Annotated in this window: 29 protein-coding genes; 5 read left to right on the top strand and 24 right to left on the bottom strand. The window is 67.4% G+C overall.

Going from position 1 to position 22,719, the window contains the following annotated elements; translation table 11 throughout:
• The first annotated feature begins 113 nt into the window (after nucleotides 1-113).
• Nucleotides 114-497 carry a nitroreductase family deazaflavin-dependent oxidoreductase gene (locus FBY28_RS17295; RefSeq protein WP_141868657.1) on the top strand — a complete coding sequence of 128 codons (384 nt, stop codon included), beginning with the start codon at nucleotides 114-116 and terminating at the stop codon, nucleotides 495-497.
• Here FBY28_RS17295 and FBY28_RS17290 read toward each other — a convergent pair.
• From FBY28_RS17290 to FBY28_RS17275, 4 genes are read right to left on the bottom strand one after another with little or no spacing between them, the layout of a single operon-like run.
• Entirely contained in the window at nucleotides 481-957 is a 477-nt protein-coding gene (locus FBY28_RS17290) for a pyridoxamine 5'-phosphate oxidase family protein (protein ID WP_216847771.1), read from the bottom strand. The genes FBY28_RS17295 and FBY28_RS17290 overlap by 17 nt on opposite strands.
• Nucleotides 954-1,163 (bottom strand): hypothetical protein, encoded by a 210-nt coding sequence (locus tag FBY28_RS17285; protein WP_141868656.1) that lies wholly within the window; start codon nucleotides 1,161-1,163, stop codon nucleotides 954-956. Before FBY28_RS17285 ends, FBY28_RS17290 begins: the two co-directional genes overlap by 4 nt.
• A 37-nt stretch (nucleotides 1,164-1,200) precedes the next feature.
• Nucleotides 1,201-1,791, bottom strand: a complete 591-nt coding sequence (locus FBY28_RS17280; protein ID WP_141868655.1) for a TetR/AcrR family transcriptional regulator — start codon at nucleotides 1,789-1,791, stop codon at nucleotides 1,201-1,203.
• Nucleotides 1,778-2,653 carry an oxygenase MpaB family protein gene (locus FBY28_RS17275; RefSeq protein ID WP_141868654.1) on the bottom strand — a complete coding sequence of 292 codons (876 nt, stop codon included), beginning with the start codon at nucleotides 2,651-2,653 and terminating at the stop codon, nucleotides 1,778-1,780. Before FBY28_RS17275 ends, FBY28_RS17280 begins: the two co-directional genes overlap by 14 nt.
• A 258-nt stretch (nucleotides 2,654-2,911) precedes the next feature.
• Between FBY28_RS17275 and FBY28_RS17270 the strand changes: the two genes are divergently transcribed.
• Nucleotides 2,912-4,510 (top strand): HNH endonuclease signature motif containing protein, encoded by a 1,599-nt coding sequence (locus FBY28_RS17270; RefSeq protein ID WP_141868653.1) that lies wholly within the window; start codon nucleotides 2,912-2,914, stop codon nucleotides 4,508-4,510.
• Here FBY28_RS17270 and FBY28_RS17265 read toward each other — a convergent pair.
• From FBY28_RS17265 to FBY28_RS17225, 9 genes are all read right to left on the bottom strand, one after another.
• Entirely contained in the window at nucleotides 4,507-4,743 is a 237-nt protein-coding gene (locus FBY28_RS17265; RefSeq protein WP_216847770.1) for a hypothetical protein, read from the bottom strand. The two genes, FBY28_RS17270 and FBY28_RS17265, sit on opposite strands and share 4 nt — an antisense overlap.
• On the bottom strand, nucleotides 4,740-5,243 hold the full coding sequence (gene mce1N, locus FBY28_RS17260; RefSeq protein ID WP_141868652.1) for a transport-regulating membrane protein Mce1N: 504 nt from the start codon (nucleotides 5,241-5,243) through the stop codon (nucleotides 4,740-4,742). The genes FBY28_RS17265 and mce1N overlap by 4 nt, the downstream gene beginning before the upstream one ends.
• Nucleotides 5,240-5,683: a hypothetical protein gene (locus FBY28_RS17255; protein ID WP_141868651.1), complete on the bottom strand. Its 444-nt coding sequence runs from the start codon at nucleotides 5,681-5,683 to the stop codon at nucleotides 5,240-5,242. Before FBY28_RS17255 ends, mce1N begins: the two co-directional genes overlap by 4 nt.
• 12 nt (nucleotides 5,684-5,695) lie before the next feature.
• Nucleotides 5,696-6,073 carry a hypothetical protein gene (locus FBY28_RS17250; RefSeq protein ID WP_216847769.1) on the bottom strand — a complete coding sequence of 126 codons (378 nt, stop codon included), beginning with the start codon at nucleotides 6,071-6,073 and terminating at the stop codon, nucleotides 5,696-5,698.
• A 38-nt stretch (nucleotides 6,074-6,111) separates the two neighbouring features.
• Nucleotides 6,112-7,092: a porphobilinogen synthase gene (gene hemB / locus FBY28_RS17245; RefSeq protein ID WP_141868649.1), complete on the bottom strand. Its 981-nt coding sequence runs from the start codon at nucleotides 7,090-7,092 to the stop codon at nucleotides 6,112-6,114.
• Complete coding sequence (locus FBY28_RS17240) at nucleotides 7,093-8,757, bottom strand: bifunctional uroporphyrinogen-III C-methyltransferase/uroporphyrinogen-III synthase (RefSeq protein ID WP_141868648.1); 1,665 nt, start codon at nucleotides 8,755-8,757, stop codon at nucleotides 7,093-7,095.
• Nucleotides 8,754-9,689: a hydroxymethylbilane synthase gene (hemC, locus tag FBY28_RS17235; protein WP_174241667.1), complete on the bottom strand. Its 936-nt coding sequence runs from the start codon at nucleotides 9,687-9,689 to the stop codon at nucleotides 8,754-8,756. Before hemC ends, FBY28_RS17240 begins: the two co-directional genes overlap by 4 nt.
• Nucleotides 9,686-11,029, bottom strand: coding sequence for a glutamyl-tRNA reductase (locus FBY28_RS17230; protein ID WP_141868646.1), 1,344 nt, complete (start codon nucleotides 11,027-11,029; stop codon nucleotides 9,686-9,688). Before FBY28_RS17230 ends, hemC begins: the two co-directional genes overlap by 4 nt.
• A 78-nt stretch (nucleotides 11,030-11,107) precedes the next feature.
• Entirely contained in the window at nucleotides 11,108-11,359 is a 252-nt protein-coding gene (locus FBY28_RS17225; protein ID WP_141868645.1) for a glutaredoxin family protein, read from the bottom strand.
• Nucleotides 11,360-11,397: 38 nt separating this feature from the next.
• On the opposite strand from FBY28_RS17225, the gene FBY28_RS17220 reads away from it, so the two are divergent.
• Nucleotides 11,398-12,198, top strand: a complete 801-nt coding sequence (locus FBY28_RS17220) for an HAD family hydrolase (RefSeq protein ID WP_141868644.1) — start codon at nucleotides 11,398-11,400, stop codon at nucleotides 12,196-12,198.
• A gap of 26 nt (nucleotides 12,199-12,224) precedes the next feature.
• Nucleotides 12,225-12,755 carry an FAS1-like dehydratase domain-containing protein gene (locus tag FBY28_RS17215; RefSeq protein WP_141868643.1) on the top strand — a complete coding sequence of 177 codons (531 nt, stop codon included), beginning with the start codon at nucleotides 12,225-12,227 and terminating at the stop codon, nucleotides 12,753-12,755.
• Nucleotides 12,756-12,817: 62 nt separating this feature from the next.
• Here the strand turns inward: FBY28_RS17215 and FBY28_RS17210 are convergent, their stop codons facing one another.
• The 10 genes from FBY28_RS17210 to FBY28_RS17165 all read right to left on the bottom strand — a co-directional run bounded on the left by FBY28_RS17210 (nucleotide 12,818) and on the right by FBY28_RS17165 (nucleotide 21,095).
• The gene (locus FBY28_RS17210; protein WP_141868642.1) at nucleotides 12,818-13,663 is read right to left on the bottom strand and encodes a type IV toxin-antitoxin system AbiEi family antitoxin; all 846 of its coding nucleotides are present in this window, start codon (nucleotides 13,661-13,663) and stop codon (nucleotides 12,818-12,820) included.
• A 123-nt stretch (nucleotides 13,664-13,786) separates the two neighbouring features.
• A complete protein-coding gene (locus FBY28_RS17205; RefSeq protein WP_141868641.1) occupies nucleotides 13,787-14,851 on the bottom strand; it encodes a lysophospholipid acyltransferase family protein in 1,065 nt (354 codons plus the stop codon).
• Between the two features lie 25 nt (nucleotides 14,852-14,876).
• Nucleotides 14,877-15,944, bottom strand: coding sequence for an SDR family oxidoreductase (locus FBY28_RS17200; protein WP_141868640.1), 1,068 nt, complete (start codon nucleotides 15,942-15,944; stop codon nucleotides 14,877-14,879).
• Nucleotides 15,945-15,973: 29 nt separating this feature from the next.
• Nucleotides 15,974-16,075: a 30S ribosomal protein bS22 gene (locus tag FBY28_RS17195; RefSeq protein ID WP_003402602.1), complete on the bottom strand. Its 102-nt coding sequence runs from the start codon at nucleotides 16,073-16,075 to the stop codon at nucleotides 15,974-15,976.
• A 69-nt stretch (nucleotides 16,076-16,144) separates the two neighbouring features.
• Entirely contained in the window at nucleotides 16,145-16,375 is a 231-nt protein-coding gene (locus tag FBY28_RS17190) for a cell division/environmental response transcriptional regulator (protein ID WP_023985266.1), read from the bottom strand.
• 137 nt (nucleotides 16,376-16,512) lie between these two features.
• Nucleotides 16,513-17,364 carry a pyrroline-5-carboxylate reductase gene (gene proC, locus FBY28_RS17185; RefSeq protein WP_141868639.1) on the bottom strand — a complete coding sequence of 284 codons (852 nt, stop codon included), beginning with the start codon at nucleotides 17,362-17,364 and terminating at the stop codon, nucleotides 16,513-16,515.
• A gap of 36 nt (nucleotides 17,365-17,400) precedes the next feature.
• Nucleotides 17,401-18,207, bottom strand: a complete 807-nt coding sequence (locus FBY28_RS17180) for a thioesterase family protein (RefSeq protein ID WP_141868638.1) — start codon at nucleotides 18,205-18,207, stop codon at nucleotides 17,401-17,403.
• Nucleotides 18,204-19,049 carry a sugar phosphate isomerase/epimerase family protein gene (locus FBY28_RS17175; RefSeq protein ID WP_141868637.1) on the bottom strand — a complete coding sequence of 282 codons (846 nt, stop codon included), beginning with the start codon at nucleotides 19,047-19,049 and terminating at the stop codon, nucleotides 18,204-18,206. The genes FBY28_RS17180 and FBY28_RS17175 overlap by 4 nt, the downstream gene beginning before the upstream one ends.
• Nucleotides 19,050-19,059: 10 nt before the next feature.
• Nucleotides 19,060-20,118, bottom strand: coding sequence for an Rv0497 family membrane protein (locus FBY28_RS17170; protein WP_141868636.1), 1,059 nt, complete (start codon nucleotides 20,116-20,118; stop codon nucleotides 19,060-19,062).
• Nucleotides 20,115-21,095, bottom strand: coding sequence for a Ppx/GppA family phosphatase (locus FBY28_RS17165; protein WP_174241666.1), 981 nt, complete (start codon nucleotides 21,093-21,095; stop codon nucleotides 20,115-20,117). Before FBY28_RS17165 ends, FBY28_RS17170 begins: the two co-directional genes overlap by 4 nt.
• Before the next feature lie 34 nt (nucleotides 21,096-21,129).
• Here FBY28_RS17165 and FBY28_RS17160 point away from each other — a divergent pair, with 34 nt between their 5' ends.
• Nucleotides 21,130-21,933: a DUF3109 family protein gene (locus tag FBY28_RS17160; RefSeq protein WP_234713033.1), complete on the top strand. Its 804-nt coding sequence runs from the start codon at nucleotides 21,130-21,132 to the stop codon at nucleotides 21,931-21,933.
• A 28-nt stretch (nucleotides 21,934-21,961) separates the two neighbouring features.
• Here FBY28_RS17160 and regX read toward each other — a convergent pair whose 3' ends face one another.
• Nucleotides 21,962-22,648, bottom strand: a complete 687-nt coding sequence (regX, locus tag FBY28_RS17155; RefSeq protein WP_141868635.1) for a two-component sensory transduction protein RegX — start codon at nucleotides 22,646-22,648, stop codon at nucleotides 21,962-21,964.
• Nucleotides 22,649-22,719 lie beyond the last annotated feature (71 nt).

Below are 22,719 nucleotides of genomic sequence, written 5' to 3'. Positions count from 1 at the left end.
GGCTTCCAGTCTCCCAGTCCGAGCAAACCCGTCAACTACAGGGTGTAGTGGGCTGCGGCCGGCACATTATCTTTCGGCCCTTTTCCCAGGTGGGCGGGCCATATGATCCACGCATGCGATTCGCGCGCCGACGTGCCGAGTTCAACCGACGTTTCGTCAACCCCGTCGTGCGGCCGTTGGCCGGGCACCTGCCGCTCTGGTCCGCGGTCGACCATGTCGGCCGGCGGTCGGGGCGGCGGTACCGCACCCCGGTGACGGCCTTCCCCACCACCGACGGGGTGGCGATCCTGCTGCCCTACGGCGTCGACACCGATTGGATCCGCAACCTGCAGGCTGCCGGAACGGGCACCGTGATCATCGGCGGCCGCAACCTTGAGGTCCGCGATCCGCGTGTGGTGTCGACGGACGAGGCCGCCGCCGTCACCCGTCGGCCATGGCAGCGGCTGCTGCGGACTCTGCCGGTCAAGTCGGCAGTGCTGCTCACGCGCTCCAGCTGAGCACCGACCCCTCTCCGCGCGTCATCATGCTGCCGGGCTGAACGCGCAACCGGTACGGCGTGAGGCGCAGCACCGCGAAGCTCGGTGACGTCGGCGAATCCCAACCGGGGATGATCGTCGGGTTGTAGCCGAGCGGTTGCGGGGCGTGCACGAACTTGTCCCAGACCGCGGTGCGTGTCTCGTCGTCGAGATACCACTCGACCAGGCAATCGGCGCTGCAGGTGTCCTGGTTGGGCGACCAATAGTTCACCGAGACATAGGGATGCACCGCGAGATGGCTTTTCTTCACTGGCGACGGAACCGTGGCGACCCACCCCAACAGGTCGGTACCGTCCCACTCCCACAACGGATGCAGCACCCGGCTGCGCGGTTTGCCGTCGGCGTCGACGGTGGCCACCGAGGCCCACACGATCGAGTGGGCCATGCTCACGAACGAGGGCGCAGTCTCGGAGAGAGTCACTCCGTCACTGTAGGTGCCTCATCCTTGCCGTAGATCGGATTTCCGTCGTCGTCCAGCCAGTCGTTGACGGCGGTTCCGGTGACGGTGCCCTTGCTGCCGGGCAGGACCGCAGTGGGGCGGGGTTCGTCGTAATCGCCGAAGATGTCCTTGTTTTCCGGGTCGGCTTCCGGGTGATCCGTCTTCTGGGGATCCGGTGCTTGTGTCATCACCCCCGGCTGCCCGCTTCTGTGAGCTACGAAACACTCACGCCGACACTGCTCGCAGCGCGGCGGGCAGGCTGGGCAGGAAATGCCTGGTGGCGAAGGCACGCACCTCGTCGGCGGTCTGCAGCGGTTGCACGCTCGGCAGCAACAGCACCATCGCCGCGTAGCGCAGGATGGTGTCGGCCAGATCGTTGACCGCGGGTGCGCCGATCCGTTCCTCGAAACCCTCGGGGAAGATGACCCTCAGCGCGGCGGCCATCCGCTCCACCGCCGCACCGTAGTGCCGATGCAGCAGTTCCTGGGCGAGCGCGGGGTCGTCGACGATCATCTGATTGAGCACCCGGTGGCGGCGAAACCGCATGATGGACAGCGTGAACGCCTCGACATAGTAATTTGCCTGCGGCTTGGTACTTTTCAGCTCGGCGGCGATATCGGCGAACAGTGCCACGTTCTCGCGCTCGATGACCGCGCCGACGAGCTCGTCACGGTTGGCGAAGCGGCGATAGATGGTGGTGCGGCTGACCCCGGCCCGGCGCGCGACGTCGTCCAGGGCGACCTTGCGGAAGCCGTGGCGTTCCAACTCGACCAGCGCCGCGTCGAGGATCGCCGTCCCGGCGTCAGCCGCGGGCATAGCCGGCTTGGGCGAACTTGCTGTAGCGCACCGACATCGGCAGCCGGTCCCAGATCCAGTTGACCGGCCGCGAGCGCCAGAAGGCGGCGAACCGCTGGTAATTGCGCTCCTGACGTTCCGTCCACGGCAGCCCCAGCAGATCGCGTGCCCGCGGCGGGAGGCCGCCGGTGGTCAGGAACGCCGCGACGGGATCGAAGATCTTGGCGATGATCTTCCACGCCGTGGGGTTGACACCCTTCGGGCACGGGAACCCCTTGGTGACGTAGCCGACGCCGTACTTGGCCGATTTGTGCGGTACCGCAACCTCATTCATCATCCGGTCCCAGTACTGCACGAACTCGGCGTAGGTGGCCGGCATCGGGCGGTCGCTGACACCGTAGCGGCGGTACCAGGTCTTGGATTCCAGCCAGATCTGTTCGCGCTCGGCATCGGTGAGGCGCTTCACGAAGGTGTCCGCGAAATAGTAGATCTGCTCGACGAAGGTGGCGTGCGCCCAGTAATAGGTCTCGGGGTCCAGGGCGTGGTAGCGGCCGACCGGCTGACCGTCGGGGCCGGGCATCGCGCCCTTGATATCGGTGTGGAAGTCGCGCACCTGGGTGCCCGCATTGTTGTCCTCGGAGCCGTAGACGGTTTTGAAGATCGGCGGGATGGTCCGCTTGAGCCGTTCGGCGGTATCGGAGAAGAAGGTGGAGTGATCCAGCACGCCCTGACCGAGTTCGGCGAGCATGTTCTGCAGGACAGCGGGCCGGGGGCCGATGAGATACATCCGGTTGTCCCCGAAGTATTTCCACACCAGGGAGTCGGGGCCAAGGGGCAGCGCGTCGTCCAGAGCCTCGGGCGTGTTCTCGGCCAGTTCCGTCATGCGAAACAGTGTTACAGATTTTGCACTTTGTTCCAATGCGATGTGGCATGGGTCATATTTCGACTGGTTTCGGCAGGCAAGCTCGCGATCGACCCACGGCAGTCGCGCGCATCCGCCGTGAGGCAACGACTCATCAGCAAGACCGCAGATGCAATGCCAACCACCGCTGCTTCCGCGTCTTGAGCAGGCCTTGCAGAGTTATCCACAGGCGCATCGATCGGCCTTGTCGTGTCGGTGTCCGCGGGTAGAATCGCTCATATGTTCGAACGGTCGGGGTTGTCGGGGTTGAGCGATGAGGCGCTCATCGCCGAGGTCACCGATGCCACCCGTGCCGAGGCGGCCGCGGCGGCCCGGCGGTTGGCCGCGATCGCCGAGGTCACCGCACGACACTGCGAGGACGAAGACGACTCGTCGGCGTTGAAGCTGATCGACGGATGGGCACTGGCCAAAGCCGAGATCAGTGCCGCCTGCACCCTCAGCCCCCGGGCGGCCAGCGCCCAGATGCGTATTGCGATGGCCCTGCGTGATCGGCTACCCCGCACCGCCGAGGTGTTCGCTCGCGGGTTGATCTCGGCGAAGGTCATCGCTGCGATCTGCTGGCGCACCCAGCTGGTCTGTGATGAGGAGGCGCTGGCGTTGATCGACGCCGGGATCGCCGGCACCGCCCACCAATACGGCGCGCTGTCGGAGAACGCGTTGATTCGGGCTGTCGACTTCTGGGTGCACACCTTCGACCCGGTCGCGGTCATCCGGTCCAAGGCCGCGGCCAAAGACCGCTACATCGACTTCGGTGACCGTGACGACCCCGACGGGGTGGTCTCGTTCTGGGGACGCATGCGCACCACCGACGCCGCGATCAGCGACACCCGCCTCAACACCCTCGCCCACAGTGTCTGCGACGGTGATCCGCGGACCAAGGCCGAACGCCGCGCCGACGCCCTAGCCGCCGTCCTGGCCGGCGCCGACCAACTCACCTGCCTGTGCGGGAACCAAGACTGCACCGGATCGGGCAAGGATCCCCGGGCGGGGGCGGTCACCATCTACGTACTCACCGGACAGCAACCCGACACCTGGCACGGGGCGAAGCCCGATGCCGGGCCCACGCCCGAGCCGGGTCCGGCACCGGCCACGCCCGATGCCGATGAGGTGAAGGAACGCCAGGAATCCGATACGGCCACGCCGCCAGAGGCCGAACCAAAGCCTCCCTCGACGCCCGCCGCACCTACCGCACCGGCCGCCAGCACTCGGCCCGGCGTGGGTGCCGGGATCACCCTTGACGGGGCGATCATCCCCGCCCACCTGCTCGCGGACCTCATCGCCGGCGGCGCGAGGGTCCGGCCCCTGAGCAGCGCAACCAACCTGGGCTCCGAACCCCGCTACCGCCCGTCGGCGAAACTGGCCGCCTACGTCCGCATGACATCGATGACGTGCTGCTTCCCGGGGTGCGGGAAACCCGCCCAGCGCTGCGACCTCGACCATGTCGTCGCGTGGCCGGCGGGGGCGACCCACCCGGGCAACCTGCGCCCGCTCTGCCGCGAACACCACCTACTCAAAACCATGAAAACCGGCTGGGCACCGGAAGCCCACCCCGACGGCACCACCGAATGGACCTCACCGTCCGGACAGACCTACACGACGATGCCGCTCGGGCCGGTTCTGTTCGGGCACACCACAACTGACGTCGAGATCCCACGAACACGCCACATCACCCTCATCGAAGAGAGCAATCACTCCCCCGACATCCCGCGGCGCCAACGCACCCGACAACACGACCGCGACTACCGCATCAACACCGAACGCACCCGCAACGCAGAAGAACTCGCCCTCGCACACGCCCGCGGACAACCGGACTTCTAGGTGCGCGACGCCCGCAATCTGACGATGCCCAGCACCGTCAGCACACCGGCGACCGTGGCGAGCAGCAACGCCAGCAGGATCAGCGGCGGGTAGTAGATGACCGTGGCCACCGTCGGCTCACCCTCCAGAACCGGCGGCAACTCCGCGTCCGAGCGCGATGCCAACCAGCTCAGTACACAACCGACCAGGGCACACACCGCAGCACCCAGCTGGATCATCGCGGTGCGCCTCACGGCATCTGCTCCTCGACCAGTCCGACCAGGGCGGTGCGCAGGGTGCGGTGTTTACGCGCCCACGCCTGCCCCGTCCGCTTATCGGTCAACTTGATACCGATACCGGTTCGACCGCGCGGAATCCCACTGAGCTCACCGAACGCGCGGTAGGTCTGCCACTTCTCGCTCTCACCACGCTTGAGCTCCGGATAGATCTGAACGATATCGGCGATCGGTATCCGCTCGGTGCCCTGGCGCAACGTCGTCGGGGTCAGCTCCACCGAGGTGTGGATACGGGCTGCCTTGATCTGGATCGCCAGGAAACCACTGATCAGGATGCAGAAGACCGCGGGAACACCCAGCCCCCATCCGGCACCACCGGACACCTGGATCAAGGCCATCGCCAGCCCCGCGATCGGGCCGGCCAACAGCCACCACCAGGTGCCGCCGGGCTCGTGGAAGAGCACCTGCTCGGCACGAGCCTCGGTCAGATCCTGGTCGATCGGTTCGTCCTCGGTCATCGCATGTCCAGAAACCAGTCCGTGGCCGCCGGCCGCATGAACAGGGTGGCGCCGATGGCCACCGGGACCACCCCGAACAACGTGGGCAGCGTGATGGTGAACGGAGCCAGCAGCGTCAACAGGAACACCATCACCACGACCGCCACGGCCATCACCACCACCGACCGGCGGAACCGCAGATCGCCGTTGCGAGCGCGCCCGGCCAGAAAGCTCAGCGCCATCCCGACCACGGCCCACAACACGCTGAGCCCGCCCAGCAGGATCCGCAGATTCTGCACCGTCTCCGGAGACACGTCCTTGCCGAACACCGCGTCATCGGCACTGACCGCCACGCTCAGGCCCAGCAACCCACCCGACAGCAACAACACCGAGCCCACCAGAACCGACCAGAACGCGATGTTGACGATGCCGGGACGTGCGGGTGACGAGGGTGCGGTCATGATCCCGGCAGCCTAGCGGGTGAGGTATTCGTGAGCGTCCTTGCGGTGCAGCAACACCACCCCACCCAGAATCAGCACCGACCCCAGGATGGTGCAGGCTGCGTACCCGAAGGCGGCGATGGCGGCACTGCGGTCGACGGTGAACAGACTGGTCACCGTGTAGACCACCGCGGTCAGCCCGCCCGCGGTCAACAGCGTGCGGGGCCATCGGTAGCCGAAGCGCAGCAGCCAGGTGAAGGCGGCGACCACCGCGGCGACCACGACGACGAACAGCACCGAGGCCGCGTAGATGTACCAGGCCACTTCTATCGGCGCGGTGAACAGATCGATCAGATAGCCCAGCACCATCAGGATCAGCGCGGCCGCCCACAGCCAGACGCCGGTGTCCACGTCTTCCGGGCGGACGTTATCGGTAGGGGCAGGCTCGGTCACTTCAACCAGCCGGCAGCCTCAGCCGCCCAGTAGGTGAGCACGATATCGGCGCCCGCCCGGCGGATGCTGGTCAGCGATTCCAATGCCGACGCCCGCAGATCGATCCAGCCGTTGGCCGCGGCGGCACTGATCATCGAGTACTCCCCCGAGATCTGATAGGCCGCGACGGGCACCGGCGAGATCTCCGCGGCCGCGGCCACCACATCGAGGTAGCTCATGGCGGGCTTGACCATCACCATGTCGGCACCCTCGTCGATGTCCAACGTGATCTCGTGCACGGCCTCGCGCGCATTACCCGGATCCTGTTGGTAGGTGCGCCGATCGCCCGACAGGCTGGAATCCACCGCCTCCCGGAAGGGGCCGTAGAACGCCGAGGCGAACTTCGCCGCATACGCGAGGATCGCGACATCCTCATGCCCCGCCTCGTCCAAGCCGTCACGGATCGCGGCGACCTGGCCGTCCATCATGCCGCTGGGGCCGACCACATGTGCGCCGGAATGCGCCTGGGCGACAGCGAGTTTCACATACTGCTCGTTGGTTGCATCGTTGTCGACGCGCCCGTGCGCGTCGAGCACACCGCAATGACCGTGATCGGTGAACTCGTCGAGACACGTATCGGCCATCAGCACGGTGGCATCACCGAGGTCGGCGGTCAGGTCACGCAACGCGGCGTTGAGCACACCGTCGGGATCGAGCCCGACGCTGCCGCAGGCATCCTTGTCCTGCGCCTGCGGAACACCGAAGAGCATCAGTCCGCCAACTCCGGCGGCCACCGCATCGGCAGCCGCTCGGCGCAATGAATCCCGGCTGTGCTGAACGACTCCCGGCATCGAGGTGATCGGCCGCGGCTCGGTCAACCCGTCCGCGACGAACATCGGCAACACCAGGTGCCGGGGTTCCAGCGTCGTCTGTGCGACCAGCCTGCGCATGGCCGGCGTGGAACGCAGCCGACGGGGACGATGTCTGGGGAAACCCATTTACCGGCGGCGGCTCTTCTTGCGCGGCGGAGGCAGCGCCCCCTCGGCGCGCAGCCGGGCGGCGTGCTCGGCGAGTGCCTCGACCAGCGGACCGACCGCGGCCGTCTCCGGCTGCACATCGACGCGCAGGCCGAATTCGATTGCCGTCTCGGCGGTCTTGGGACCGATACAGGCAACGATGGTGCGCGCGTGCGGCTTACCGGCGATACCCACCAGGTTGCGGACCGTCGAGCTTGAGGTGAAGCAGACCGCGTCGAACCCGCCGGTCTTGATCATCTCGCGGGTGTGCGCCGGCGGCGGGGCCGCACGCACGGTCCGGTAGGCCGTGACATCCTCGATCTCCCAACCGCGTTCGCGCAGACCCTCGGCCAACGTCTCGGTGGCGATGTCGGCGCGCGGCAGCAGCACCCGGTTCACCGGGTCGAAGATCTCGTCATACGGCGGGAACTCGTCGAGCAGGCCCAGCGAGGACTGCTCACCGGCGGGCACCAGCTCGGGGTTGATACCGAAGGCACGCACCCGATCGGCGGTGGCCTGGCCGACACAGGCGATCTTCACACCCGAGAACGCGCGGGCGTCCAGGCCGAACTCGTTGAACTTCTCCCACACGGCACGCACGGCGTTGGTGGAGGTGAACACCACCCACTGGAACCGACCGTCCACCAAACCCTTGACGGCCCTTTCCATCTGGGCCGGGCTACGCGGCGGCTCGACGGCGATGGTGGGCACCTCGACCGGCAGTGCGCCGTGGGTGACCAGCCGGTCGCTCATCTCACCGGCCTGGTCCTTGGTGCGCGGCACCAGCACGGTCCAGCCGTAGAGCGCCCGGCTCTCCCACCAGTTCAGCTTCGCGCGGTTGGCGACCGTCTTGCCGATCGTGACGACCAGCGGACCCGACAGCGGACCCGGCGTGCCACCGGACGGCTCGGCCGCGTTCAGGATGGCCTTGTCGCCGAGGCCGACCAGCGTGGTCTCCACCGAATGCTGCTGGCAGGTGGTGCCGTGCGCGGTGATGACGGCCGGGGTGTTCTCGGCGAGGCCGTACTCGACCAGCGTGCGGGCGGCATCGGCCAGGTGACCGGCGGTCGCGTGCAGGATCAGCGGTCCGGGGGCGGCGGCCAGCGCGGCCCAGTCGACGTTCGGGTCACGCACGTCGGCGACGGTGTGCGACGAGCCGAGCGGCAGACCGGCGTAGGTCGGCACCGCGGTGGTATCCGGCAGGCCCGGCACGATCTCGAAGTTCAGCTGGGTCCGTGCCAGCGCATTGACCTCGGCGATCACGGCGTCCACCGACAACGGGTCCCCGGCGACCAGCCGCACGACGTCGAGACCGTTACGCGCCTCGGCGGCCAGGGTCTTGGCCACCTCGGCCGGATCGCCGAGGGCCGGTCGCACATCGGGACCACCGGGCACCACGGCCGCGACGGTCTCACCGTCGGGTGTCTCGGTGGCGGCGGGCTCGGGGCCTGAGGTCGGCGGCAATTCGGAACCGACCAGCGCCAGCACCGACTCGGGCACATCGGGATCGGTGAACACGGTCGCGGCATTGGCGAGCACGATCCGCGCACGCGTCGTCAGCAGGCCCGGATCACCTGGGCCGGAGCCCACGAATGTGATGCGGCCGGGCCGAATCTTGCGGCCCCGATTACCTGCGTGCCCAGTCATCTGTCACTCCCAGCGTCTGCCAACACTTCGCGTGCGCCCAGTTCGAACAGCTCCGCGGCCACCGAGAGCCCAAGCTCTCGTGCCCGCTCGGGAGTCCCGATACCGGACGCACGGATCACGTCGGATCCGTCCAGCGCCGCCACGCATGCGCGCAGCGACAGCTCTTCGAAGACGCGGCCGTCCTCATCGATGGACTCGACCACCTCAGCGATGGCACCCACCGGTGCGGAGCAACCCGCCTCCAGTTCGGCGAGCAGGACACGTTCAGCGATGACCGCGGCGCGCGTGTCGGCGTCTTCCAACTCCGCCAATGTCGCGACGAGGTCGGAATCTGCCGCACGGCATTCGACCGCGAGCGCCCCCTGAGCCGGTGCCGGCAACATCTGCACCGGTTCCAGAGCCTCGGTGACAACGTCCAGCCGTCCGATGCGGGCGAGGCCCGCTCGGGCGACGACGACGCCGTCGAGATCACCGCTGCTTACCCTGTTCAACCTGGTGTCTAGGTTGCCTCGTAGGGGGCGGATTTCCAAACCGAGACCCAGTGCTTTAAGCTGCGCGGCCCGCCGCGGGCTCGAGGTACCGATCACCGAGCCCGCCGGGAGCTCGCCGAGCACCAGTCCGTCACGCGCCACCAGCGCGTCCCGGGAGTCCTCACGGGGCGGGACGGCGGCGATGGTGAACCGTTCGTCGCGGGCGGTCGGGAGATCCTTGTAGGAGTGCACGCAGGCGTCCACCTCGCCGTCGGCCAGCGCCTCGCGCAGCGCCGCAGTGAACACCCCGACGCCGATATCGGCGATCGGGCCCTGATTGCGGTCGCCCTCGGTGGAGATGATGACCAGTTCGGCCTCGTGCCCGTTGGCGATCAACGCGTCGCGGACGAAGCCGGCCTGGGTGGTGGCCAGCAGGCTGCCCCTGGTGCCGATTCGGATCACTGAGTATCGGTATCTGATGCGAGCAACGGCAATTCGCCGCCGGCTACGGCGTCGACGGCCTGCGGGTCGAGTTCGAACAACTCGCGCAGCGCCTCGGCGTAGCTGTCCCCACCGGGCGCCCCGGCGAGCTGCTTGACCCGCACGGTCGGCGCGTGCAGAAGCTTGTCGACGACCCTGCGGACAGTGCGGGCGACCTCGTCACGATGCGTGGAATCCAGCCCCGGCAGTCGGTTGTCCAGGCGCAGCAGTTCGGCCTCGACGACGTCGGCGGCGCGCTGGCGCAGCGCGGTGACCGTCGGGGTGACCTCGGCCATCCGCTGGCCGGCCAGATAATTGGCGACCTCGTTGGCGACGATGGTGCGTGCGGCCTCGGCATCCGAGGTCGCCGCGCGGGCCCGTGGTTCGCGCTGGATGCGCTCCATGTCGATGACGTGGACGCCGGGCAGCCCGTTGACCGCGATATCGATATCGCGCGGCATGCCGAGATCGCACATCACCAGCGGGCGGTCATCGTCGTCACGGGCGGCCAGCGCATGGTGCACGTCGGCGAGCGTCATGACCGGGCGGACCGCACCGGTGCTGCTGACCACGACATCGGCGGTGGCCAGCACCGCGGCGACATCGTCGAGCAGATACGGGTGCGACGCCACACCGAGATCGGTGATGTTCTGGGACAGCCTGCGGGCACGTGGCAGCGAACGGTTGACGACGTCGACACGTTCGACACCGGCGCGGACCAGGTGTTTGGCGGCCAGCGCACCCATCGCGCCCGCGCCGACGACCACGGCCCGGCGCCCGGCAAGGCCACCGATGCGCCGTTCGGCCATCTCCAGTGACACCGACACCACCGAGGCGCCCGCCGAGTCGATGCCGGTCTCGCTGTGCACCCGCTTACCGACCGACAGGGCGCGCTGGGCAAGTTCGTGCAGGGTGCGGCCGACGCTGTGGTTGGCCTCGGCGGCGGCGTAGGCGCGGCGCACCTGGCCGAGCACCTGCTGCTCACCGATCACCAGGGAATCCATCCCGCTGGTCACCGAGAAGAGATGCTCGACGGCGGCCTCGGCATAGCGCACGTAGGCATATTTGGTGAGGTCGTTCAGGCCCATACCGGAGCATTCGGAGAGCACCTGGCCGATGACGGACAGGCCACCGTGGAAGGCGTCGACGACCGCATAGATCTCCACCCGGTTGCAGGTGGAGAGCACCATGGCCTCGGTCACCAACGACGACTGCAGGAGCTGGTCGACGATCTTGGCCTGGTCGGCCTCGTCGGTACTGAGCTGCTCCAGAACGGAAACCGGCGCACTGCGGTGCGACACTCCGAATAGCAGTACGCTCACGGCATCATCACCCAGATTCTTCCCGTCGCTCGCCCTAGGCCACGGTCCAAAGTAGCCTTTACCAGCGCAGCGACCAAATTAGCTGAGATCTTTTCGTAACTGCGCTTCGTCGACCTCCCAGTAGCTGTGTTCGACACCGTCGAGGAGCACGACCGGCAGCCGATCGCCGTACTCGGCGCGCAACGCGGGCTGACCCCCCTCGGCGGCGATGTCGACATCCACCGACTCCCAGCGCATGCCCAGTTCGGCGGCCAGCGCGTCCAGCGTCGCGGCCGCCGTCGCGCACAGGCTGCATCCGGCACGTGTGAGCAACAACACCTGATGGTCCACGCAACCAGTATCGGCCCCCGGTGACTTAGTGTTGAACGGTGTCCGACACGCCTCCGCCGCCACCGCCGGACCTGACCGCGGCGGCGTTCTTCGACGTCGACAACACCCTGGTGCACGGATCATCACTGGTGCACTTCGCCCGCGGGCTGGCCACGCGCAAGTACTTCACCTACCGCGATATCGCCGGGATCATCTACGCGCAGGCCAAGTTCCAGTTCACCGGCAAGGAGAACAGCGACGACGTCGCCGAGGGCAAGCAGAAGGCACTGGCGTTCATCGAGGGCCGCTCCACCGCCGAACTGGTCGAGCTCGGTGAACAGATCTACGACGAGATCATCGCCGACCGGATCTGGCCGGGCACCCGTGCGCTGGCCCAGATGCACCTCGATGCCGGTCAGCAGGTGTGGTTGGTGACCGCGACGCCCTATGAGCTCGCCGACACGATCGCCCGCCGCCTCGGCCTGACCGGAGCGCTGGGCACTATCGCCGAATCGGTCGACGGTGTGTTCACCGGCCGGCTCGTCGGGGACATCCTGCATGGCGCGGGCAAGGCCCATGCGGTCCGGTCGCTGGCCATCCGCGAGGGCCTCAACCTGCGTCGATGCACCGCCTATTCGGACAGTTTCAACGACGTGCCGATGCTGTCGCTGGTCGGCACCGCCGTCGCGATCAATCCCGACGCGGCGCTGCGCGATGTGGCCCGCGAACGTGGCTGGGAGATCCGGGACTTCCGCACCGCACGCAAGGCGGCTCGCATCGGGGTGCCCTCGGCGCTGGCCCTCGGTGCGGTCGGCGGGGCCCTGGCGGCGGTGGCCTCTCGCCGCGACGCCGGTCGCTGAGCCGCCGCACGGTAGGCTGACCTGCCATGGGCATTGCCGAAGAGATCGTGGGAACCCACTACCGGTACCCCGACTATTTCGAGGTCGGCCGCGAGAAGATCCGCGAGTTCGCCACCGCGGTCAAGGATGAGCACCCCGCCCACCACAGCGAGGAAGGTGCCGCCGAGAACGGTCATGACAGCCTCGTGGCGTCGTTGACGTTCATCGCGGTGGCCGGGCGCCGGGTGCAGCTGGAGATCTTCAACCAGTTCGATGTGCCGGTGAACCTGGAGCGGGTGCTGCACCGCGATCAGAAGCTGGTGTTCCACCGCCCGATCAAGGTCGGCGACAAGCTGTGGTTCGACTCGTACCTCGATTCGGTCATCGAATCGCACGGCGCCATCCTCACCGAGGTCCGCGCCGAGGTCACCGATGACGACGGCAACCCGGTGCTCACCAGCGTCATCACGATCCTCGGTGAGGCCGAGCACGAGGGCGAGGCCGACGAGGTCACCGCGCAGATCGCCGCCGCGCGCGATGCCTCGATCGCGCGAATGGTCGCCAACCAGAACAGCTAGTCGTGAGTTGAGATCGACATTTTTGTGGTCTCAGGAGACCTGCGACCACAACTACGTCGATCTCACGGGCGCCATCCCCGCGACAGGAGAACTGTCCGGGCCTCGGAGATGATCTCGGCCGGCCGGTCCTCCTTGATGACGTGCTGGATACGCCAGTCCAACCGGCGCAGCACCCGCCCGATCTTCACATCGTTCACATAGTCGTACCGGCTCGTCAGATGCTGCTGTCCGTCGTACTCGGCGCCGACCTTGAACTCCGTCCAGCACATGTCGATTCGCCGGACATAGCGGCCTTCCTCGTCGTACACCACAAACTGGGTTGTGGGTCTGGGCAGTCCGGCATCGATGAAGAGCAATCGCAACCATGACTCCTTCGGGGACTCCGCTCCGCCGTCGACGAACGGCAGAGTCGTCCGCAGCCGCGTCACCCCCCGCGCCCGCGGATGCCGCTCTGCGATCGTCGCGACCTGCTCGACCGAAAACCGTCGCGCCCGGGCAAGCGCATCCAGGCGAGCCACTGCCCGATCGCGCGGGTGATACCTCGCCAAGTCGAAGGCGGTCCGTGCCGGTGTGGTGACCCGGACTCCCGAGATCGTTGCGATCTCATCCGGCTGCAGGGTGTCGTTGCGCACGATCAACCCCTGCTGGCTACGGCGCCCACCCATGACCACCTCGATGGGCTCATCGGCGTCGACCCACTTCGCGCCGTAGAGTGCCGATGCGGCTACGCCGGCGATGACTGCGTGGGGTGCTGCCAATCCGATTCCGACGATGCGATCACGCAGCGACACCTCATGCTCAGCGGGGACATAGATCCCCCGGTAAATCGGCCGATACCGGCGTCGCAACGCGAACGGCGTCAACTCACCGGAAGCGACGGCGTCGGCGCCGACGAATGGGATGCGCATGCTGGATCAGACGCAGCGGCTGCCTAAACGGCTCCATCGATTTCGTGAGATCGACGTTTTTGCGCTCTGACGACGTCCGCGCCCGCAGAAACGTCGATCTCGCGCCTATCTAGAGAAAACCACTCAGCCCAGGAAGGTGTTCCGGCGATTCGCCAGCAGCTGATACAGCGTGTGCTGGATGGTCTCGCGGACGTGGTCGGTCAGCTCGAAGGTGATCATCGGGTCATCCGCCGCACCCTCGTCGTAACCGTCGGTGGAGATCGGCTCGCCGAACTTGATGTGCCACTTCGACGGCAATGGCACCAATCCCAGCGGACCGGCCAGCGGGAACAGCGGCGTGACCGGGAAGTAGGGCAGCCCAAGCAGCCGCGCCAGCAACGTGATGTCACCGATCTTGGGGTAGATCTCCTCGGACCCGACGATCGAGCACGGGACGATGGGCACCTGCGCGCGCAGCGCGGCCGAGACGAAACCGCCGCGGCCGAACCGCTGCAGCTTGTAGCGGTCCTTGAAGGGTTTACCCAGTCCCTTGAACCCCTCGGGGAACACCGCGGTGAGTTCACCGGCCGCGAGCAACCGGTGCGCATCGGAACTGCATGCCACCGTGTGGCCGGCCTTGCGGGCCGCCTGACCCACCATGGGCATGTCGAAGACCAGATCGGCCGCCAGCAACCGCAACGCCCGCTGGCGCGGATGGTGATCGTGCACGGCCACCGACGCCATCAGTCCGTCGAAGGGCAGCACGCCGGCGTGATTGGCCACCACCAGCGCCGCCCCGTCCAGCGGCAGATTCTCGATACCGCTGACCTCGACGCGGAACCAATTCCTGAAAAGTCCACGCAGCAGCGGTAATACGATGTTGTCGTTGAGGTGCGGATCGAACCCGAACTCATCGACGGTGTAGTCGCCGGTCATCCGGCGGGTGGCGAAATCGGCGATCGCGGAGATGGCCTTCGACAGCTCGTTGGGGACGTCCTCGGGGGCGGCGGCAGCGCCGTTGTTGCGATGCTCGTCGATCTCGCGGACGACGGCGGCGATCTCCTCGGCGGAGGCGCGTTCGTCGGAGTCGGTCAGCAGGGAGGGATGCCTGCGTGCACCGTCGGCACGCTGAGCGGCGCGGCGCGCAGCGGTCGAACGACCCGAATTCGCGCGCAGCGGAATCACTTTCGCTTTTGATTCACCCGCCACCGGACAACCTCTCCCCAACCCGACGTCACGTCGTCCCCAAGCCGCCGCAGCGTTGCGCCAGCGCCACCGCACGGCCTTCCACAGAGCGTACCCAGTTCGGGTCGATGATCGGTGTCAGACCACGTCCCCGCACGTAATCGTCGAATGCCTCCGCGGTGGTCCACTTCGGGATATAGCCTAAGTCGTTTCGCATCCTGGCGGTATCCATCACCCGGCCGAAGCTCACATAGTTCAACTGCTCACGGTCGAGCTCGGTGTAGCGGGTGGCGCGGCGCAGCGAGTCGACGACGGCCAGCGCCGAACGCGGTACCGGCAGCGCGACCCGGCCGGAACGGCGGATCGCCTGACTCATCATGATGATGCCGTCGGCGCCGATGTTGAAGGTGCCGGGCCTGCCCGCGACGGTGGCCCGCTCCAGCGCCCCGAGCGCATCCTGTTCGTGCAGCAGCTGCAGCCGGGCATCACGGCCGAGCACCGTGGGCACGACCGGGCCTGCCAGGAAGCGCGAGAGCGCGGTGTCCATCGCCGGGCCGATCATGTTGGCCAACCGCAGGATCGTCACCGCGATATCCGGGCGCCGACGGGCCAGCCCACGGGCATAGCCCTCGATGTCGATGCTGTCGCGTGCGAAACCGTCGGTCGGCGGACGGCGCGCACTGCCGTCCTCGGTGAACCGGACCGGATCGCGCGAACTGGACCCGTACACCTCGGAGGTGGACTTGAGCACGACACGGCGCACCGACGGCGCCTTCTGCGCAGCCGCGAACAACTGGATGGCACCCATCACGTTGAGCTCTTTGAGGGTGGCACGTCCACCTGCGCGCGGCGCGTAGGAGGCAGCCGCGGCATGGACGACGGTGTCGACGTTGCCGTTGCGGATGACCTTGGCGATGAAGGGGTTGCGGATGTCGGCGCGCACGAATTCGGCGCGCCCCATCCGCCGCAACAGATCCTTGCTCGGTGCTATCGCATCCACCGCGATGACATGGTCGATCGCGGGGTTCTGCGCCAGGCGTGCAGTCAGGTACCCGCCGAGAAAACGACAGGCCCCGGTGACCAGGACGACTTTCGGTTCGGAACCAAGCTCATCCATCGGGCCAGCCTAGCGGCCGAAGCCGAAAGCTACTTACCGAGTTTTCTGCGCTGGACCCGGGTTCGACGAAGCAGCTTACGGTGCTTCTTCTTCGACATGCGCTTACGCCGCTTCTTGATTACTGAACCCATGAACTCCGCTACCTACCGATGTGTGAACTGACCGGGTCACCTTACCCGGGCGCCCCGGCCCGGAACTAATCAGCCGGCGTCGAAGTACGAGGTCTCCAAGAGGTCGTGCACCGCCTTGGCGTGTACGCGGAACGAGCGACCCACCCGTACCGCAGGCAATTCACCGTTGTGCACCAGGCGGTACACGGTCATCTTGCTGACCCGCATCAAGCTGGCGACCTCTGCGACGGTGAGAAATTGAGCCTTCGGCTGGCCGTCGCCAGCGGAATCCCGCGCCGATGGCCCGTTCATTGACGTCATCGCAACCCAATCCATAAGGCACGGCCGGGCCAGCGGCTTCCCCACCGCTGGCACGCACGCGTGCATACACGAGGAGAATAGCGTGGCCACTGGGGTTATTGCGACGGGTGTGGGCTAATCAGTCCGAAATTGGTGAACTACTCTGATGTAATTCCTAGCTGCTCAGAGCGTGTTTTGGCCGCTTGCACGGCATCTGCCACGGCACTGCGCAGGCCACCGCGCTCGAGTTCTCGCAGACCAGCCGCGGTGGTACCACCCGGTGAGGTCACGATAGCCCGCAGCGCGGTCGCAGAGGTGTCCATTACGCCATTCGGTGCCGAATCCCGGCGATCCAGCAGCATGGCCGCCGACCCCGCCATCGTGTGCACCACGAGATCGGTGGACACCTCGCGTGACAACCCGGCCGCCACACCCGCGTCGACGAGCGCCTCCACCATCAGGAAGAAGTACGCCGGGCCCGAACCCGACACCGCGGTGACGGCGTCCATCTGCGTCTCGGTCACGGTCAGGACATCGCCGACGGTGTCGAAGATCGCGGCGACCTCCTTGAGCTGCTCCGGGGTGGCGAACCTGCCTGCCGCCACCGCGCTGACCCCACCGCCGACCACCATCGGCGCATTCGGCATCACCCGCACCACCGGAGAGCCCGCGGGCAGCTTGTTCTCGAAGAAGATCGTGCTGACGCCCGCGGCGACGCTGACGAAGACCGTCTCGTCGCTGTCGTTGTCGGCCTTGGCGACCGCCTCGGCGATCTCCGCGGTCACCGCGGAGACATCACCGGGCTTGACCGCCACGATCACGTAGGACGCATTCTCGACGGCGTCGGCCACCGAGGTCACCAACACCTGATGCGTTTCCGACAACTGCCGGGCCCGATCGGGATGCTTCTCGGCAACCACCAGATCCTTGACCTGACGGCCCGCCCTCAACAACCCCGAGAGCAGGGCCTCGCCGATACTTCCTCCGCCGATGATCGCAATTCTCGCCACCGGGAAAGCATGTCACGGACCGTGACATGAGTTCGCTCAGGACGCGGGCACCAACGCGAGCTGACGGCTCTGCACGATGATCCGGCCGCTCGCGTCGACCACGACATGGTCCTCGTCGAACCACTCCTGCCCGATCTGGGTCGTCGTACACAGCACCCGCAACCAGCCGTCGACCGGGACGGCCCGCAGGAAGGCCGTCAGCTGGACGGTGGGCGCCCAACCCAGCCGGTTGACGCCGAAGGTCACCGGAGCCGACACATCACCGCACAGCAGGGCGAACAGGACGTCCGGGGCGGCACCGCGCGGCCGCACCCAGTACTCGATCACCGGTGGGCCACCGTCGGAACGCGGCGCCATGGTGGTCAGCGACGGCCGGATATCGCAGCCGTGGGCCAGGTGCACCACATCGGCCATCGGATGTCCGGGCCCGATCGGCTCCAGCCCGGGCGGCGGCTCCGGAGTCATCAGCGGCACCACCGGGTTCGTCGACAGCAGCGGGTCCGTGTCGTCCTCCGGCACGCCGAGCGTGATGGCCGCGCGCACGGCGACGCGCTCCCCCTGGCGCAGTTCGACGTCGACCAGGCTGATCCGGCGACCACGCTTGCGCACGTCGGTGAACACCTGCAGGGGTCCCGGGTCCGGTGCCCACAGGAAGTTTCCCGACACCACGATCGGCTCGACCCCCGGGACACCGATCTCGGTGCGCGCGGCATTGGCGCACAGCGCCAGCATCGCCCCGCCGTGCACCTTCGGCCCGATCGTCCAGTGCTCGTTGAGCGCCCCGGTGTAGACGCCGTCGCCCGCGGTTTCCAGCCGCATGGCATCGCTGAACAACACACTCATCGCAGCAGGTGCTCCCTTGCGAATCGGAGGGACTCGGTCAACAGTGCATCCCGTTCGGCGGCGTTGCGCGCCCCGGAGGTGGTGACCTCCAGGATGACGTGCCCGGTGAAATCCGACGTCGCCAGCTGCCTGCAGATCTGCGCGGCGGGCTGATTACCGCGGCCCGGGACGAGGTGTTCGTCGGTGGATGCCCCACTGCCGTCGCAGAGGTGCAGGTGCACCAGGCCGTCCCCCATCCGGCGCGCCAACTCCAGCGCATCGGTGCCCGCGGTGGCGCTGTGCGAGAGATCCAGCGTGTAGTGCGCGTGACCACCGTCGAGCGGGTCATAGGACGGTGCGAACGCCGAGATCGCCGGTCCGGGGTCGCCGCCGCGCCGGCGCATCCGCTCGATCGACGGTTTGCCGGTGCCCCAGAACCGGTCGGCGCGGAACGGGAACATGTTCTCCACGGCGACCAGCACGTCGCTGCCGGCCTCCAAGGCCGCGACCTGCGCGCTGAAACCCTCGGCGTACCGGCGCTGCCAGCGAAACGGCGGGTGCACCACGACGGTCTGGGCACCGAGCTGTTCGGCGGCGCGCACGCTGCGCTCCAGCTTGGCGATCGGGTTGGCGCCCCAGACCCGCTGGGAGATCAGCAGGCACGGCGCGTGCACCGAGAGCACCGGGATGCCATAGCGCTGCGACATGGCCTCGATGGCGTCGATGTCCTGGCTGACCGCCTCGGCCCACACCATCAGCTCTACGCCGTCGTAACCAAGCCGGGCGGCGTGCTCGAACGCCGCCTCCGTGCGCAGCGGGTACACCGAGGCCGTCGACAACCCGACCTTGATCGCGGGACGCACTAGCTCGTCATCAGGTGGATTGCAGCAAAGCCAGCGGGCCGAGGGTGACCATGGCACCCACCGCGACGGCGATCAACGTGCTGGCGATGTCCTCGGTCTTGCGGACCACCCGAACCCCCACGACCAGGCCGAGGATCACGAGCACCGACAGGGCCAGCGCGACGATGTTGTTCCACTTCCACAGCTGGTCGAAGGCGATGAACAACCCGGCACCGAGCGCGACGGCCAGCACGCTCTGCACGACGACCCACAGACCGCGCATGAAGGCGGAGCCCTCGTGTTGTTCGCCGGCGTCGCCGATCAACAGCAGCTCGGTGTCGTCGAGATCGCTGCGATCCAGGTCGCCGCTTTTCAGGTTGATGTCCTCCGGGCCGGGAGTCCGGGCACGCCGGGTCGCCTCGTCGGCCACGGAATCGCCGCCGAACAGGGTGTCCGAGGGTGACTTCAGATAGGACGGCCGGTCGGCCGCGCCGTCGGCATGGTCGGTGCCGTCGACGTCCTCGTCGAGCAGCGGGTCCGGGCTCATCGCCTCCGCGGCCGCCGTGTCGGTGGACTCGGCTTCGGCGGTACGCCGGGAGAAGCCGTGCGCACGGCGGCGGGGCTGGAAGGCCACCGGCTCCGGTTCGGCCTCGCGCTGCTGCAGGTGCGCGTCGTAATCGGTGGCCGCCACGTCGACCGCGGCGGTCTCGTCGGCATCCGGTTCTGGTTCGGCTTCGGGGTCGGCTTCGGCTTCGGCGTCGGATTCTGCGAGGGGTTCGGCTTCCGGCTCGTCGAGGACGGGCGCGTCGACGGCGGTCTCCTCGGCCGTGGGCGCCTCGGCTTCCGGCTCGTCGAGGACAGGCTCGTCGACAGGCGGTTCGGGGGCCGGGGCCGGGGGCTCGTCGGTCATCGAGACGATCGGGATCTCCCCGGTCAGCTCGGCGACGGTCACCGCGTCGGCGTTGCCACGACGGCGACGGCGACGCCCACCGGGCGCGGGTGCGCCGATCGACCCGTTCTTGGCGAGCAGCTCGGCGACGGAAATGGGTCGCGTCGCCGTGTTGTCTGCGTTGCTGTTGGTATCAGTCATCGTCTTTTGCCCTCGGGAGTGGCTGGGATGGTCTCGACCAGGGCGGTTCCGTCGGCTTCACTGTCGAGTTTGCGCAGGATCAGTCCCTCCCGCAACGCCCAGGGACAGATCTCCACCGTTTCGACACCCAAGGCCTTCATACTCGCCTCGGCTACCAGCGCCCCCGCCACGATCTGTGGCGCCCGTTCGGCACTCACCCCCTCCAACTCGGCTCGGTCGGCCGTTGTCATCCTAGAGATGAAAGCGATCAGCTGGCGCAGACCGCTCGCCGTCAGCGTCCGCTTGACCCGTGGCCCCGCCCCCGACGGCGCCGCGCCGGTGAGCCGCGCCAACGACCGGAACGTCTTGGATGTGGCGACCGCCAGGTCCGGTGTGCCCGCCGACTGGATCACCGAACCCGCCTCGGAGAGCTCGGTGGACAGCCAGTCGCGCAGCATCGCCACCCGCCGGCGGCCCGGTGGATCCTCGGCCAGCCACTCCCTGGTCATCCGCCCCGCGCCCAGCGGCAGCGACAGCGCCACATCGGGCTCCTCGTCGACCCCGCTGGACAGCTCCAGCGAGCCCCCGCCGATATCGATGTTGATGATGCGCCCGGCACTCCAGCCGTACCACCTGCGCACCGCCAGGAACGTCAGTCGCGACTCGTCGACACCGCTGAGCACGCGCAGCGACACCCCGGCCTCGGACTGCACCCTGGCGAGCACCGCCTCGGAGTTGGTGGCGTCACGCACCGCCGAGGTGGCGAAGGCCATCAACTCCGAACATCCCGAACTGGTGGCGATCTTGGCGAACTCGTCGACCGTGCTGACGAGCTTGTCCGCACCCTTGCGGGTCAGCTTGCCGGTCGAATCGATCGCCTCGGCCAACCGCAGCGCGGCCTTGGTGGAACTCATCGGTGTCGGGTGTCCACCACGGCGGGCGTCGACGACCAACAGATGAACCGTATTGCTGCCCACATCCAGCACGCCCAATCGCACGCGACCAAGGTTAGTGGGTTTACCGTTGACAACTGTGAAGACGTCACCCGTCGGCGGTAGGCAACTCGGAGGAGTGGGTGGCGAAGTCGACCTCGACTTCGCGCGCGAGTGGGTCGAGTTCTACGACCCCGAGGACTCCAACCATGTGATCAGCGCGGACATGACGTGGTTGTTGTCGCGCTGGACATGCGTTTTCGGCACGCCCGCCTGCCAGGGCACGGTGGCAGGCCGCCCCGACGACGGCTGCTGCTCGCACGGCGCCTTCCTCTCCGATGACGACGACCGCGCCATGCTCGACGATGCCGTCACGAAGTTGACCGACGAGGACTGGCAGTTCCGCAGCAAGGGGCTGGGCCGCAAGGGTTATCTGGAAGACGACGAGTACGACGGCAAACCCAACCAGCGGACGCGAAAGTACAAGGGGGCCTGCATATTCCTCAACCGGCCAGGCTTCGCCGGTGGGATCGGCTGCGCCCTGCACTCCAAGGCGCTCAAACTGGGTGTCGAGCCGCTGACGATGAAACCCGAGGTCTGCTGGCAGTTACCGATCCGTCGCACCCAGGACTGGGTGACTCGGCCGGACGGTTCGGAAATCCTCAAGACCGTCATCACCGAATACGACCGGCGGGGTTGGGGCGAGGGCGGTGCCGACCTGCACTGGTACTGCACAGGGGATCCGGCGGCGCATGTCGGTGCCAAGCCGGTCTGGCAGTCCTACGCACCCGAACTGACCGAACTGCTCGGCGAGAAGGCCTACGCCGAGCTGGCCGCGATGTGCCGGCGCCGAGGACAGCTCGGGCTGATCGCGGTGCACCCGGCGACCCGCGCCGCCGAGTAGGACGGGTCGCAGCGGGTCGCAGCGGGTCTCAGCCCTCCAGCTTGTAGCCGAGGCCGCGGACGGTCACCAGGTGCACCGGGCTGGCGGGGTCGGACTCGATCTTCGAGCGAAGCCGCTTGACATGCACGTCCAAGGTCTTGGTGTCGCCGACATAATCGGCGCCCCAGACCCGGTCGATGAGCTGGCCGCGGGTGAGCACCCGTCCGCTGTTGCGCATCAGGTACTCGAGCAGGTCGAACTCCTTGAGCGGCAACGTGATCTGCTCGCCGTTGACGCTGACGACATGGCGCTCGACGTCCATCCGCACCGGGCCGGCCTCCAGCACGCCGTCGGCGATGCCGGCGTCGTCGTTGTCCGCGCCACGACGCAGCACCGCGCGGATGCGGGCGATCAATTCACGGGCCGAGTAGGGCTTGGTGACATAGTCGTCGGCGCCGAGTTCCAGGCCGACGACCTTGTCGATCTCGCTGTCCCGCGCGGTCACCATGATGACCGGCACGCTGGACCGCGACCGCAGCTGCTTACAGACATCGGTGCCGCTCATTCCTGGCAGCATGAGGTCCAGCAGGACGATATCGGCGCCCGCGCGCTCGAACTCGGCCAGCGCCGAGGGGCCGTCGGAAACGACGGTGGTCTCGAAACCCTCCTTGCGCAACAAGAATGCCAGCGGATCAGCAAGGGACTCTTCATCTTCCACGATCAGGACACTGGTCATCAGAGTGCCGTGCCTTTCGCCACGAGGGCTCCCTGGGAGTCTTCCACGATCAGGACACTGGTCATCAGAGT

It is taken from the genome of Arthrobacter sp. SLBN-53, assembly GCF_006715585.1.
In the GTDB taxonomy this organism is placed as follows: Bacteria; Actinomycetota; Actinomycetes; order Mycobacteriales; family Mycobacteriaceae; genus Mycobacterium; species Mycobacterium neoaurum_A.
Note: the sequence above shows the minus strand (reverse complement) of the source record. Positions and strands in the feature narration are given on the sequence as shown.